Origin of the sequence: Neisseria sp. DTU_2021_1001991_1_SI_NGA_ILE_055 (assembly GCF_032342915.1) — a bacterium.
Lineage (GTDB): Bacteria > Pseudomonadota > Gammaproteobacteria > Burkholderiales > Neisseriaceae > Neisseria.
Genome location: NZ_CP135440.1, coordinates 1,309,297 through 1,322,014, shown reverse-complemented (window position 1 = coordinate 1,322,014; position 12,718 = coordinate 1,309,297). Strand labels below are relative to the sequence as shown.

15 protein-coding genes and 2 pseudogenes are annotated in these 12,718 nt (G+C 49.2%); 9 read left to right on the top strand and 8 right to left on the bottom strand.

Translation table 11 applies throughout. The features are described 5' to 3' along the window. Nucleotides 1–66 precede the first annotated feature (66 nt). From RRV97_RS06185 to rnhA, 3 genes are read right to left on the bottom strand one after another with little or no spacing between them, the layout of a single operon-like run. Entirely contained in the window at nucleotides 67–465 is a 399-nt protein-coding gene (locus tag RRV97_RS06185; RefSeq protein ID WP_036491586.1) for an HIT family protein, read from the bottom strand. Then, a complete protein-coding gene (locus RRV97_RS06180) occupies nucleotides 462–776 on the bottom strand; it encodes a hypothetical protein (protein ID WP_315611026.1) in 315 nt (104 codons plus the stop codon). The genes RRV97_RS06185 and RRV97_RS06180 overlap by 4 nt, the downstream gene beginning before the upstream one ends. A 10-nt stretch (nucleotides 777–786) precedes the next feature. Continuing rightward, on the bottom strand, nucleotides 787–1,224 hold the full coding sequence (rnhA, locus tag RRV97_RS06175; RefSeq protein ID WP_070608012.1) for a ribonuclease HI: 438 nt from the start codon (nucleotides 1,222–1,224) through the stop codon (nucleotides 787–789). 324 nt (nucleotides 1,225–1,548) lie between these two features. On the opposite strand from rnhA, the gene RRV97_RS06170 reads away from it, so the two are divergent. Together RRV97_RS06170 and tehB are read left to right on the top strand one after the other, a co-directional pair. Continuing rightward, the gene (locus RRV97_RS06170; protein ID WP_315611025.1) at nucleotides 1,549–1,953 is read left to right on the top strand and encodes a DUF5376 family protein; all 405 of its coding nucleotides are present in this window, start codon (nucleotides 1,549–1,551) and stop codon (nucleotides 1,951–1,953) included. 181 nt (nucleotides 1,954–2,134) lie between these two features. After that, the gene (gene tehB, locus RRV97_RS06165; protein WP_315611024.1) at nucleotides 2,135–3,004 is read left to right on the top strand and encodes an SAM-dependent methyltransferase TehB; all 870 of its coding nucleotides are present in this window, start codon (nucleotides 2,135–2,137) and stop codon (nucleotides 3,002–3,004) included. A gap of 56 nt (nucleotides 3,005–3,060) precedes the next feature. Here tehB and RRV97_RS06160 read toward each other — a convergent pair. Both RRV97_RS06160 and RRV97_RS06155 read right to left on the bottom strand, forming a co-directional pair. Next, nucleotides 3,061–3,561 (bottom strand): annotated as a pseudogene (locus tag RRV97_RS06160) (GNAT family N-acetyltransferase). Nucleotides 3,562–3,574: 13 nt separating this feature from the next. Continuing rightward, the gene (locus RRV97_RS06155; RefSeq protein WP_315611023.1) at nucleotides 3,575–4,111 is read right to left on the bottom strand and encodes an isochorismatase family protein; all 537 of its coding nucleotides are present in this window, start codon (nucleotides 4,109–4,111) and stop codon (nucleotides 3,575–3,577) included. A 153-nt stretch (nucleotides 4,112–4,264) separates the two neighbouring features. Between RRV97_RS06155 and argS the strand changes: the two genes are divergently transcribed. Then, on the top strand, nucleotides 4,265–5,983 hold the full coding sequence (gene argS, locus RRV97_RS06150; protein ID WP_315611022.1) for an arginine--tRNA ligase: 1,719 nt from the start codon (nucleotides 4,265–4,267) through the stop codon (nucleotides 5,981–5,983). A gap of 155 nt (nucleotides 5,984–6,138) precedes the next feature. Here argS and RRV97_RS06145 read toward each other — a convergent pair whose 3' ends face one another. Next, complete coding sequence (locus RRV97_RS06145; protein WP_003745709.1) at nucleotides 6,139–6,495, bottom strand: STAS/SEC14 domain-containing protein; 357 nt, start codon at nucleotides 6,493–6,495, stop codon at nucleotides 6,139–6,141. Between the two features lie 18 nt (nucleotides 6,496–6,513). Beyond that, on the bottom strand, nucleotides 6,514–7,404 hold the full coding sequence (locus tag RRV97_RS06140; RefSeq protein WP_315611021.1) for a DMT family transporter: 891 nt from the start codon (nucleotides 7,402–7,404) through the stop codon (nucleotides 6,514–6,516). Between the two features lie 174 nt (nucleotides 7,405–7,578). On the opposite strand from RRV97_RS06140, the gene RRV97_RS06135 reads away from it, so the two are divergent. Then, nucleotides 7,579–7,926, top strand: a complete 348-nt coding sequence (locus RRV97_RS06135) for a hypothetical protein (protein WP_036491610.1) — start codon at nucleotides 7,579–7,581, stop codon at nucleotides 7,924–7,926. Between the two features lie 73 nt (nucleotides 7,927–7,999). Here RRV97_RS06135 and RRV97_RS06130 read toward each other — a convergent pair whose 3' ends face one another. Further along, nucleotides 8,000–8,752 (bottom strand): CPBP family intramembrane glutamic endopeptidase, encoded by a 753-nt coding sequence (locus RRV97_RS06130; RefSeq protein WP_315611020.1) that lies wholly within the window; start codon nucleotides 8,750–8,752, stop codon nucleotides 8,000–8,002. 204 nt (nucleotides 8,753–8,956) lie between these two features. Here RRV97_RS06130 and RRV97_RS06125 point away from each other — a divergent pair, with 204 nt between their 5' ends. The 5 genes and pseudogenes from RRV97_RS06125 to speD all read left to right on the top strand — a co-directional run bounded on the left by RRV97_RS06125 (nucleotide 8,957) and on the right by speD (nucleotide 12,644). Then, nucleotides 8,957–9,355 carry a DUF350 domain-containing protein gene (locus RRV97_RS06125; RefSeq protein WP_039861961.1) on the top strand — a complete coding sequence of 133 codons (399 nt, stop codon included), beginning with the start codon at nucleotides 8,957–8,959 and terminating at the stop codon, nucleotides 9,353–9,355. A 59-nt stretch (nucleotides 9,356–9,414) separates the two neighbouring features. After that, on the top strand, nucleotides 9,415–10,428 hold the full coding sequence (locus tag RRV97_RS06120) for an SPFH domain-containing protein (protein WP_315611019.1): 1,014 nt from the start codon (nucleotides 9,415–9,417) through the stop codon (nucleotides 10,426–10,428). 167 nt (nucleotides 10,429–10,595) lie between these two features. Continuing rightward, nucleotides 10,596–12,113, top strand: a pseudogene (locus tag RRV97_RS06115) (DUF4178 domain-containing protein); the annotation flags it as partial. Nucleotides 12,114–12,117: 4 nt separating this feature from the next. After that, entirely contained in the window at nucleotides 12,118–12,264 is a 147-nt protein-coding gene (locus RRV97_RS06110) for a hypothetical protein (protein WP_315611017.1), read from the top strand. Beyond that, nucleotides 12,261–12,644: an adenosylmethionine decarboxylase gene (gene speD / locus RRV97_RS06105; protein WP_315611016.1), complete on the top strand. Its 384-nt coding sequence runs from the start codon at nucleotides 12,261–12,263 to the stop codon at nucleotides 12,642–12,644. The genes RRV97_RS06110 and speD overlap by 4 nt, the downstream gene beginning before the upstream one ends. Nucleotides 12,645–12,718 lie beyond the last annotated feature (74 nt).

Genomic DNA, 12,718 nt, shown 5'->3' with positions numbered 1-12,718 from the left:
TTCCTTTCGTTATATGTTCAGACGGCCTGAACTTGGCGTGTCGAGCCTTGCAGGCCGTCTGAAAGTTTAAGCGATTAAGTTTTTGATTTGTTGCGGCCAATTTTCGGGCAGGGTCATGCCGTGTTCGCGTACGGGCGCGGCCCAAATCGGCGCGGGGAAGTTGGCGTCGTTTTCAAAACGGGCGATGACATGCCAATGCAAGTGAGGCACAACATTGCCGAGGCTGGCCAGATTGATTTTGGCTGGGCGGAAGACTTGGCGCATTGCGGCTTCAACCTGATACACCATTTCCATGATTTCGTTGCGTTCGGCAGGAGAAAGGTCGGTCATCTCGGAAACATGGTTATTCCAAATAACGCGGCAGAATGCCGGTGCGCCGGCTTCGTTGTGAACGGCGATCACGCGCAGGTTTGGCGTTTGCAGCAAAATGTCTTCGTTGTCGGCAGTGCAGATGGGGCAGGTCATGGTTTTCTCTTTTTCAGTCTGAATAGGAATCGGGTGATTGCCATCAGGATTTTTAGAATGAGGTAAATAGCAGTCAGCGTGATGAATGTGAACAGCCACGGTTCAGGTATAAACCACCAAAATAAATAGGCGGGCGTGATTAAGTCGGCACATTCTTCGGCACTCTTAACGTGATCGCACAAGCCAAAGCGAAAAAAATCATCGACATCATGAAACGGTGAATAGGCGAACATAAGTGCTATTGGTGTCACACAAATCGATGCAATGATGGCAATCCAAAACAACGGCTTGAGATGTTTGAGTGCAGTCATGGACGAAGTGTTATGCAAATTTTGCCGCCCCTTGATTGGCGAGCTCGTCGGCTTTTTCGTTTTCAGGGTGTCCGGCGTGGCCTTTTACCCACGTCCAGCGGACATCGTGCTGTTGAACCAGACTATCCAGTTCTTTCCATAAATCATCGTTTTTGACCGGTTTTTTGGCGGCGGTTTTCCAGCCGTTTTTTTTCCAGCCGTGTATCCAGCTTTCCATGCCGTTTTTGACGTATTGCGAGTCGGTGTAGATGACGACTTGGCAGCGGCGTTTTAGGGATTTCAGGCCTTCGATGACGGCGGTCAGCTCCATGCGGTTGTTGGTGGTTTCGGCTTCGCCGCCGAACAATTCTTTTTCGTGTGTGCCGTAGCGCATAAATACCCCCCAGCCGCCTGCGCCGGGGTTGCCTTTGCATGCGCCGTCTGTGTAGAGGTAAACGGGTTTATCCATGGGCATGTCTTTGTCGAATAAGGCGGTATCATAACATAAGGCCGTCTGAAATATCGGCAAATACGGTTTGCGCGTGTAAAATACCCTGCACGTTATTGCTCGTTAAGTGGCGCGGGATTGGCGTTAGTTAAGGATAGAGGAATGTCGAAATCCAAGACTATAAATGTGGTTAATTAATCGGAAGATATGGCTAATTTAGGAGGAAATCGAAATAAAGGATTGAATGAAAGGATTTCTAATCGCCAAAAAGATCATTACATCAACGAGCAAGAAAATAAAAATGTTTATAAGGTAACAGCGCCAATTGATTTTAAGTAGAAAAATATGAGAATTATATTTGAGTATTATTTTAATGAAGTAAAAAAAGAATTTATTCCAACATGTGACTCAGAGTTCAAGGGGGATTATACACCGTTAATATCTTATTTGAATGATGACTTAGGAGATAAAAGTGAATATAAAGAATTTCTTAAGGATATTCTGAATATTTTGATAAATAATAGAGAAGAGGATATATCTTCTAATTCTTGGGGAGTGGATGTAGTAGGAGATGATGTTTATATATTCTTTTTATATGATTCAGATAATAAGCAATATCAAATTAAACTACCTAAAATAGAATTTATCTTTATTATTAGACGATGGATTGATTTTTTAAATAAATCGATTAAGGACCCAAACTACCAAGAAGTTATTGACTCAGAGGATGCTTATAAATGGCAGTCATGATCGGTAGACATTCCGCCTTGGGCAATATATGTATTGATCGGATTTCAAATGGTGTATATCTTGCACAAAGTGCGAGGCGCCAACCGAAACCTTGCAGTTTAAAAGCGACAAGAGCGTGATTGCCATTCAGAAAGCCTTGGCAGAAGCTGTGTTGAAACCGTCAAAATAGAAAGGAAATATGATGAGCGAACAGCAAGAATTGTTTTGTTACAAACAGATGCCGGTGTGGACGGAGGACGAGATTCCCGAAGCCTTGTTGTCCAAACACAATACTGCCGCCGGTACTTGGGGCTGCCTCAATGTCCTCCAAGGCCGTCTGAACTTCAATGAAGTGGACGAGGCGGGCAATATTACGGCCACGCACGAGCTGACGCCTGAGAGCGGCGATTGGATTATCCATCCGCAAGCATGGCACTTTATCGCGCCGCAAACGCAAGACACGGAAATCCAACTGTCGTTTTACTGCGAGGCGGCGGACTATTTCAATAAGAAATACGGCATGAGCGCGACGCATTCGGCCGTCCGCGCCGCCGAAGGCATCGTGCCTGTCGGCAAGGTTTTGGATATGGGCTGCGGTCAGGGCCGTAATGCGCTGTATCTGGGTTTGAAAGGTTTTGACGTTACCGCTGTCGATAATAATCCCCATGCGGTTCAAAACGTGGAAGAGCTGGCGCGTATTGAAGAGTTGAATGTCCGTGCGTTTGAATACGACCTCAACGCCGCCAATATTCAGGAAAACTTTGATTATATGGTGGCGACCGTGGTGTTTATGTTCCTGATGCCGCGTTATGTTCCTGACGTGATTGCCAATATGAAGGAACACACCAACCCCGGCGGCTACAATCTGATCGTTTCTGCGATGGATACGGAAGATTTTCCTTGTCCGATGCCTTTCCCGTTCAAGTTTGGCGAGGGCGAGCTGCGCGAATACTATAAGGATTGGGAATTGGTGGAATACAAGGAAGAGCTGGGTTCGATGCACGCGAAAGACGAATTCGGCAATCCGATTCAGTTTAAATTCGTTACCATGCTGGCGAAGAAACCGCAATAAAGGTTTTGCCGTCAAAAGGCCGTCTGAATTCAGTTTTCAGACGGCCTTTGCCGTAATCAATCCACAATCTTTTTACCCAAAATCACCACGTCTGCCAACATGGTTTCCAAATCGCAGACTTGCGGCAGCCGCCCCTATTCTTCAAAACCGAAACGGTGAAACAGGTTCAGGCTCGGATAGTTGTGGCCGAACACAAGCGCGATGACGTTGCGGATGCCTAAGGACGGCGCGCGTTCGAGCATGTGCCGCAACAGGATTTTGCCCACGCCTGCGCCGCGCATATCGTGGCGGACATAAACGCTGACTTCTGCGCTGATATGGTAGGCGTAGCGAGGATGGTAGTCGCTGAAACTGCCCCAGGCCAATACGGTGCCGTCGGTATCGTAAAGGGCGTAGATCGGGCGTTTGTCCGTGTGTGCGGCAAACCACATTTCGCGTTCGGCAACCGTGGTCGGCGACAAATCGGCCGTGGATTGGCGCGTGGCCACGGTGCTGTTGTAAATATCGACGATGGCGGGCAAGTCTTGGCGCAGGGCAGGGCGGATGGTGTATTGCATTTCAGACGGCCTTTTATTGAATCAGTTTGGAGATAGTCTTAAAGGCCGGATGTTTGGCATCGCCGAGCAGTTGGAACAAAATACTTTCGACATTGGAAACGGTAATGCCTTGACGGCTCATTTGCGCCAAACCATTGTCGCGGTTGGCCGTCGTGCGCGAGGCGGTGCATTCGAAAGGCAGGGATACGGCGTAACCTTGCGCTTTCAAATCCAAGGCCGTCTGAAGCATACAGATATGAGCTTCTGCGCCCACTAAAATAACGTTTTTGATGTCGTTTTTGCGTAAGATTTCCTGAATTTCAGGTAAAAACGCTGAGAATCGGGTTTTCTCGACAACCGGCGTGCCTTCGGGCAACAGCAGCGATACGGCGGATACAGTGTTGCCCAAACCTTTCGGATATTGTTCGGTTACGGCAAAGGGGATGTTCAAAGCCGTCAAGCCTTGAATCAGCGGGCGGCAGCGTTCCAACATTTCGTCCGCGCCGGAAAGGGTGGGCAGCAGGCGTTCTTGAATATCGACAATCAGACAAAGCGTATTTTTGGGGTTCATGGCTTTTCCTTTCAGACGGCCTTTACAGCAAAATCGTTGAATCAGAATGCAATCATATAACAAGCCGCTGGAAAAGTATTGCAGCTTGCCCTGTTTTAAAGCCCGAAATTCTTTTAAAATACCGCCTGATTTGAATTGATAGAGACCGACAACATGAATTTATACCAAACCGTCGAACGTGAAGCCCAAGCAGCCTTTGCCGCTGCCGGTTTGTCCGACAGCCCCATTGTTTTGCAGCCGACTAAGAATGCTGAACACGGCGATTTCCAAATCAACGGCGTGATGGGTGCGGCGAAAAAAGCCAAACAAAATCCGCGCGAGTTGGCGCAAAAGGTCGCTGAAGCATTGGCAGGCAACGCCGTGATTGAAAGCGCGGAAGTCGCCGGCCCCGGCTTCATCAATCTGCGCCTGCGCCCCGAATTTCTCGCCCAAAATATTCAGACGGCCTTGAACGACGCGCGTTTCGGCGTAGCGAAAACCGACAAACCGCAAACCGTCGTCATCGACTACTCTTCGCCCAATCTTGCGAAGGAAATGCACGTCGGCCATCTGCGTTCCAGCATCATCGGCGACAGCATTTCGCGCGTATTGGAATTTATGGGCAACACCGTTATCCGCCAAAACCACGTCGGCGACTGGGGTACGCAATTCGGCATGTTGGTCGCTTATTTGGTTGAGCAGCAAAAAGACAATGCTGCGTTTGAGCTGGCGGATTTGGAGCAGTTTTACCGAGCCGCCAAAGTGCGCTTTGACGAAGACCCTGCCTTTGCCGACACCGCGCGCGAATATGTTGTGAAGCTGCAAGGCGGCGATGAAACCGTGTTGGCGTTGTGGAAACAGTTTGTCGATATTTCGCTCTCGCACGCCCAAGCCGTTTACGACACACTGGGCTTGAAGCTGCGACCCGAAGACGTGGCAGGCGAGTCGAAATACAACGACGATTTGCAGCCCGTGGTTGATGATTTGGTCAAGAAAGGCCTGGCAGTCGAAGACGATGGCGCGAAAGTCGTGTTCTTGGACGAGTTCAAAAACAAAGAGGGCGAACCTGCCGCATTTATCGTGCAAAAACAAGGCGGTGGCTTCCTTTATGCTTCCACCGACTTGGCGTGCCTGCGCTACCGCATAGGCCGTCTGAAAGCCGACCGCCTGCTGTACGTCGTCGACCACCGCCAAGCCCTGCACTTTGAGCAACTCTTTACCACTTCACGCAAAGCAGGCTATCTGCCGGAAAATGCAAAAGCCGAGTTTATCGGCTTCGGCACCATGATGGGCAAAGACGGCAAACCGTTCAAAACGCGCAGCGGCGACACCGTGAAACTGGTTGACCTGCTGACCGAAGCCGTCGAGCGCGCCACCGCTTTGGTGAAAGAAAAAAATCCCGAATTGGGTGCGGACGAAGCGGCAAAAATCGGCAAAACCGTCGGCATCGGCGCGGTCAAATACGCCGATTTGAGCAAAAACCGCACCAGCGATTATGTGTTCGACTGGGACGCCATGCTCTCGTTTGAAGGCAACACCGCCCCCTACCTGCAATACGCTTACACACGCGTGCAAAGCGTATTCCGCAAAGCCGGCGAATGGGACGCAACCGCGCCAACCGTTTTGACCGAACCTTTGGAAAAACAACTGGCCGCCGAGCTGCTGAAATTCGAAGATGTGCTGCAAAGCGTGGCGGACACGGCGTATCCGCACTACCTCGCCGCCTACCTCTATCAAATCGCCACCTTGTTCAGCCGCTTCTACGAAGCCTGCCCGATTTTGAAATCAGAAGGCGCAACCCGCAACAGCCGCCTGCAACTGGCGAAGCTGACCGGCGACACGCTGAAACAAGGCTTGGAATTGTTGGGTATTGATGTATTGGATGTGATGTAAGTTTTTGAATGAAAACGATGAAAGGCCGTCTGAAACTTTGCGGATTGCAAGGTTTCAGACGGCTTTTTTTATGCTTTGAAAAATATTGTGGTACCGTTGTTTGAACCTAAGCGATTTTGAATTTGCTCAGGTAATGCGTTCAGACGGCCTTATCTTTATTTCAAATTGCTTGCCAACAGCCAAGCCTGTGCTTCGGTGGCGTCGCTGAAATATTTGGGATGTTGGTTGGTCAGGAGGCTGGAAAGGCGCGCGCCGAGTTTGATCCAAATGTCGTCGGTAATGACGGCAACGCGGCCAAAGTCGGTTTCGTGTTGGTTGAGGAATTTGATTTGCTCGACCGCCATATCGATGGTGAAGTCTTTCAGCATGGACAAATCCAACAGGATGTCGGGCAGATGGATTTTTTGTTTTGCGGCCAACAAGGCTTCTTCCAATTGGCGGAAATCGTCCAAAGTGAACTCGTTGTACAGCGCTACGTTTAAGCCGTAAGATTGTTCGCGGATGGAAATCATGGTGTTCTCCTTGTTAAATTATTGCTTCATCAGAAATTTTTTGATTGAGGCCGGAGTAAAGCTGCTGAACACGCCGCCTGCAACAATGATAACCATGCCGATAGCTTCCTGCCAAGTGATTTTATCGCCGAAAAGCAGTACGCCGGACAGGGCCGAGAAAACGACGGTCAGGTAGGAAAGCGAGGCAACGGTAAATTTCTTGCCGACCTTGTAGGCGCGGGTCATGGCCAATTGTGCAATCATGGCGGAGATGCCGATGCCGGCCAGATAGGGCAGGGAAGACACGGTCAGCGGATGCCAGCCTGTGATGGTGCTCCAGACTGCGCCCATAATCAGGCCGGTAAGCGAGAGGTAAAACACCACGCGCCAGCCCGGTTCGCCCAAAAGCGAGAGTTCGCGCACCTGCAAATACGCCCAGCCCGACATGGCGCCGCCTGCCAAACTGACCAGTGCGGCAAACTCCTGTCCGCCTTGAAAAGATGGGTTGAGCAAGAGGATAACGCCGATAAAGCCCATAACCAAAATGGCTTGGGTATAAAGTGTAATTCGTTCTTTTAAAATGAAAAATGAAAAAATGGCAAGCCAGATGGAGGACGTGTAGTTGAGCGTGACGCCTGTTGCCAGCGGCAGGTGCATGACGGAATAAAACGTGCACATCATGGCAAGCGTGCCGATGACGCTGCGGTTGAGATGGGTTTTCCAATACGGCGTGGAAAACGTGTTGCCTTGCGCTTTGGCCATGATGCCTAAGAACAGGGTGGAGACCAGCATGCGCCAAAAGACCAGCTCGCCGCTGGAAAAGCCGAATTGCGTTGAGGCGGCTTTGATGGAGAGGTTCATGACGGTAAAGCCGAGCGCGGCAATAACCATCCATGCCGAGCCGAGCGGATCTTTTCTGACGGTTTCCATTTGATGGTATGTAAAGCGGTTTTATTAATAAGAGAATATTATACAGGCCAATCAGGCCGTCTGAAAAATATCGTTGGGTTTCAGACGGCCTGTAGATTAAGAAATGAGAATTATTATTGAACAATATAGTGGTTTTTTGTAGAATGAAAGCCCTGTTTTCAAGAAAGGCTTGTTATGAAAGTTGCCAATATTGCTGCCGTATTGCTGTCCGCTTTGTTTTCCGTTGCCGTTTCTGCTGCGCCTTTGGGAGAGGTTTCTTCTGAAAACGGTAAGATTTTCAGCGGTGAAAATTACATGGTCGTTAAGAAAGACATGAAAAAAGGGGAACAGATTAAGCCGCACGATCATCCGGGTTTTAAAACGTTGATTTTTGCCGTTGGAAAAGGAAGCTTTGACGTAACCTTGAATCAGAAGGAAAAACATACGGTCGGAGCAGGCTCGGTGTTGCGGTTTGGCGGCGATGTCGTGATTGAGGCCGTTGCAACGGAAGATGCGGATGTGGCAATTACTTTAATTAAGTAAGCCGATTAATCATAAAAGGCCGTCTGAAAGATAATGTTTCAGACGGCCTTATTTATTCAGTCAACCGTTGCCATTAAGCACAAATCAAATAGATGAAACCGGAGCCGAAGATATCTGCCAAGGCGTGAATCAGGAAAAACGGCAGCAGGTTTTTGACTTTGTATTTGTAGAAGAAGTAGTACATCAAGCCGAAAACGACGCCGATAACGGTTGCCCAAAGCATGCCTTGGTAAGTATGGAAGGAGATGCGCACCAAGGTCGAATAAGCCAATGCCTGCCATTTGTATTTGTCTTCCACGCAGGTCAAAAGGCCGAGAAAACAGAATTCCTCATAAAAGCCGTTTAAAAGGCCGTAGAGGATGGCCATCGGTGCAAGGGCGGCAAATTTGTCGAAGATGGATAATGGTTTGATGTATTGGAAGATTTCAGTGGTAAAGTAATTGTAGCCGCCGCTTAATGAAGTTACCGCATCGGCGGTTAAGCCCATCAGGATAAAAATCACAGGCGTCCAAAACAACACGCCTAAATTAAAACGAATCGGCAATTGTTTGAAGTCGAAACGGCGGATAATGAGGTAAATCAGAGCAATAGCAAGCAGCGTCAACTGCAGGCTCATGTTTTCCGAATAAGCCACGCCGGTTACCGCAGTATCGCGCGCCTCTTCGGCAGCGGCGGCCGTTTCCACTTGCGGCATCAGGCTGGCGATATAAAGTTGGGTGGAGCGGTAGGCAAATTGACCGAACAGGATGGCGGTTACAATCAGCATATCAAACCAGCGTAAATGGCGCAAAGGCTCTTTAGGGTGGATGGCGGCGAGTATGCTCATATTCTCCTCTTTAATCTAATAAATAGCGGTGCGCAATAGTTACATAAATATACAAAAATCGTCAACAATTATCACAATAAAACATGAATTAAAAATCGAGCTGTTTCAGACGGCCTGAAGTGCTCACAAAATGCCGTATTTTCTAAAGGGTTTATCTTCAAAAGTATGGCATAATCACTTTATTGCAAACCAAGGAATCTTATCGTGAGTATTTCTCTGTCCCAATATCTGCTCTACCTGCAATATATGTTGGCAGGTATCGCCATGACCGTTGTTTTTGCTGCCGTATATCTGCGGATTACACCCGTTGAGGAATTGCGCCTGATTAAAAACGGCAACCTTGCCTGCGCCTTATCATTTGGCGGCGCGTTGGTCGGTTTCTGTTTGACACTGGCTTCAAGTATTGCCCACAGCGTCAGCTTCATCGATTTTATCCTGTGGGCCCTTGCCGCAGCCGTGATTCAGATTTTTGTCTATTTCGCCGCTACCATGATGATTAAAGGCGCTACCGCAGAACTCATCGGCAACAATGTCGCCGTCGGCGCGTTGTTTGGCGCAGTGTCCATTTCGATTGGCATTTTGAACGCTGCTTGTTTGACTTGAATGCCCATACCTTGAAATTTGTATCCTGATTTATTTTATTTATTTCATAAGGAGTTGAAATGTTCAACTTTATCAAGAAACAGTTTATCGACGTCATTCAATGGCCGAATCCTGACGACAGTCTGCTGATGTGGCGTTTTCCGATTGCCGATGAGGAGATCCAAAACGGTGCGAGCCTGACTGTGCGTGAGGCGCAGATGGCGATGTTTGTCGATGAGGGCGTAACCGCCGACGTGTTTGGTCCGGGGCGTTACACGCTTAATACGCAAACGCTGCCGGTGCTGACTAACTTGAAAAACTGGGACAAGCTTTTTGAGTCTCCGTTTAAATCGGATGTTTACTTTTTCAATACCAAACAACAGCTTGCACGAAAATGGGGTACGTCTCAACCTGTTACCGTGCGCGATGCTGAGTTTGGCGCGGTGCAACTGCGTTCGTTCGGTATGTATTCTTACCGCATCAGCGATCCGGCAAAATTCTTCAAAGAAGTCAGCGGTGTGGTGGCACAATACAGCGGCGTAGATTTGGAAAACCAGCTGCGCAATATTGCAGTCACCCAATTGGCGGCTGCGTTTGGCAGCTCCGGTATTCCGTTTTTGGATATGGCTGCGAACCAAGTTTTGCTGTCGCAAAAAATTGGCGAATTGCTCGGTGCGGAATTTGCCAAGCTGGGTTTGGCGCTGGAAAACTTTACGGTTGAAAGTATTTCCTTGCCTGCTTCTATCCAGGCTGCGTTGGATAAGAAAATTTCGATGGGCGTTATCGGCGATTTGGGACGCTACACCCAATATCAAACCGCCGAATCCATCCCGCTTGCGGCACAAAATGAAGGCGGACTTGCCGGAATCGGTGCAGGTTTGGGCGTAGGTGCCGGTATTGGTCAGGCGATGGCGGGTGCCATGTCTGGCATGATGCAGCCGAATGCGCAACAGGCTCAACAAAATGTTCGGCCGGCTGCCGAAGATCCGCAGGCGAAATTGTTAAAACTCAAGTCTTTGCTCGATGGCGGTTTGATTTCGCAAGAAGATTTTGATAAGGCCAAGGCTGAAGTGTTGAAACAGCTGATTGGTTAATCAATTGAAGGCCGTCTGAAAAATATCATTCAAAAGAAGCGTTGAGCTGCTTCTGTGAAGTGAAAAAGTTTTCAGACGGCCTTTCAAATGATTTGATTAAGCCTGTCCGATTTCAAAAACGTTAAGGCCGTCTGAAACATCCCAACTCATCCTGAAAAAGCAAACCCATGTCTCAAACTCCTTTCTTCAAAACCGACTGCCCAAGTTGCGGCGCACCTGTCGAAGCGCATTCTGCTTCCGCCGTGACGCTGGTGTGCGGCTATTGCAACAGCATGCTGGTGCGGCAAGATAACGGCGTTGTCGACTCCGGCCGCGATTCCGCGTTGCTGGAAGATTTTAGTCCGCTGCAAATCGGAACCAGTGGCACATTTGTCGCACAACGCTTTACCTTGGTCGGACGGCTTCAGGTGCAATACGACGATGGCGCGTGGAACGAATGGTATGCGCTGTTTGACGACGGCAGGGCCGGTTGGCTTTCTGAGGCGGGCGATTTGTATGTGATGACCATGCCGGTCGAAATCGATAGTCCGCCGAGATTTGAAGACACGCGAGCCGGGTTTAGCGAGCTGATTTTTCAAGATAAACGCTATATTGCCTCCGATGTCCGCAACATCAGCTTGAAACATGCGGCCGCGCAGGGTGAGTTGCCGTTTGTTTTGAAAGAGGATACAGAAAATCGGGTTTCCGACTGGCGTTGCGAAAACCTTTTCATCACGCTCGATTACAACAGAGAAACACCCGAAGCTTTCTTCGGGCGGATGGTAAACCTAGATGATTTGAAGCTGGAAAACACGCGCCACGAAGATGAAATTAAAGAAAGCGCAGGCCGTCTGAAAGGCAGTATTACTTCAGAAAACTGTCCTAACTGCGGCTCGTCCATTCATTGGGTGAACGGCCTGACCTCTCATCTGAACTGTCAAAGTTGCGGCAGCGAATTGGCAGTCGGCAAAGATAAAGCGGAGCTTATTACCGCCAACGCCATGCGAACGGCGCAGCAAAGCCTGTTTACCCTGCCCGTCGGCAGACAAGGCCGTCTGAAAAATCGCGAATTTTACGTTATGGGCGCAGTCAGATACGCCGAAACCGACGCACAGGAAACATTCGAAAACCTGTTCAGCGGCCTCAACCGTACGCTCACGCCCGAAGGACAATGGTCGGAGTATCTGCTTTACAACCCTACACAGGGTTTCTTATGGTTGGTTGAATCTGATGAAGGTTGGAATATTTCCGAAACCTTGAATGATTGGCCGCGCCTCGACCGCAACCGCCAACCGCAAGGCTATGGCAAACTTTATGACTATGGCGGACAGGTTAAGGTTGCCAGCGGAGCGTTTTATTGGCGTGTCCGAAGCGGTGATTTGAACTATTACAGCGATTACCGAGACGGACAAAGCCGTAAGATTGGTTCCGAACTAAACAGTCACGAAATGGCATGGACTAGAAGTGCCCCAATTGCTTATCGGGAGATTGCAGATGCGTTTAATCTGACCAGCCAAGCTCCGCATTACACTGCAAACATGGCAGCGGACGGCATTGATAAATCATTAAGAATCATAATGACCGCCATCTTGGTTGTCGTCAACCTCCCTGCGCTGCTGACCGGCGACAGTTCTGCTGCACTTACCGTCATCTTTATAGGATGCTGGTTGTTGTGGACCATGGGCAAAAAAGACGAGGACGAGGATTAATATGTCAAGAATCACTTACATCATTTTCAGTACCATCATCATCGTCATCTCCATGATCATCAGCTACGGCTCTTCCGACTCCGACGGCTCGCGTATGCACTCCGGCAGCCATTACGGCGGCAGCGGTTTCTCCGGAGGCCATAAATGACCCATGCGCCCGGTAATCATGGCCTATTGGACTTATACGGTTGCGATGAAGCCATCTTAAAAGATGAAGGCCGTCTGAAAACTGCTTTGATGGCTGCCGCACAGTCTGCGGAAGCCACCATATTGACCGAACATTTTCACACCTTCGGCGGCGCAGGCGGCGTAACCGGCGTTTTGCTGCTCGCCGAGTCACACATCAGCATCCACACTTGGCCTGAACACCGCTTCGCTGCTATTGATGCATTTATTTGCGGCGGTATGAAATTGGAAAAAGTGAAGGAAACCTTGTGCAGGGAGTTGGCGGCTGAAAGAGCTGTTTGGACGGTTGCGCAACGTGGCGAAGGTATACTGGACGATATACAACCATCGGTTGAACAATAAAATCTGTTAGGCCGTCTGAAAGCATATTCAATCCGTTTTCAGACGGCCTTAAACCTTGTGCTGATTAAACTGAA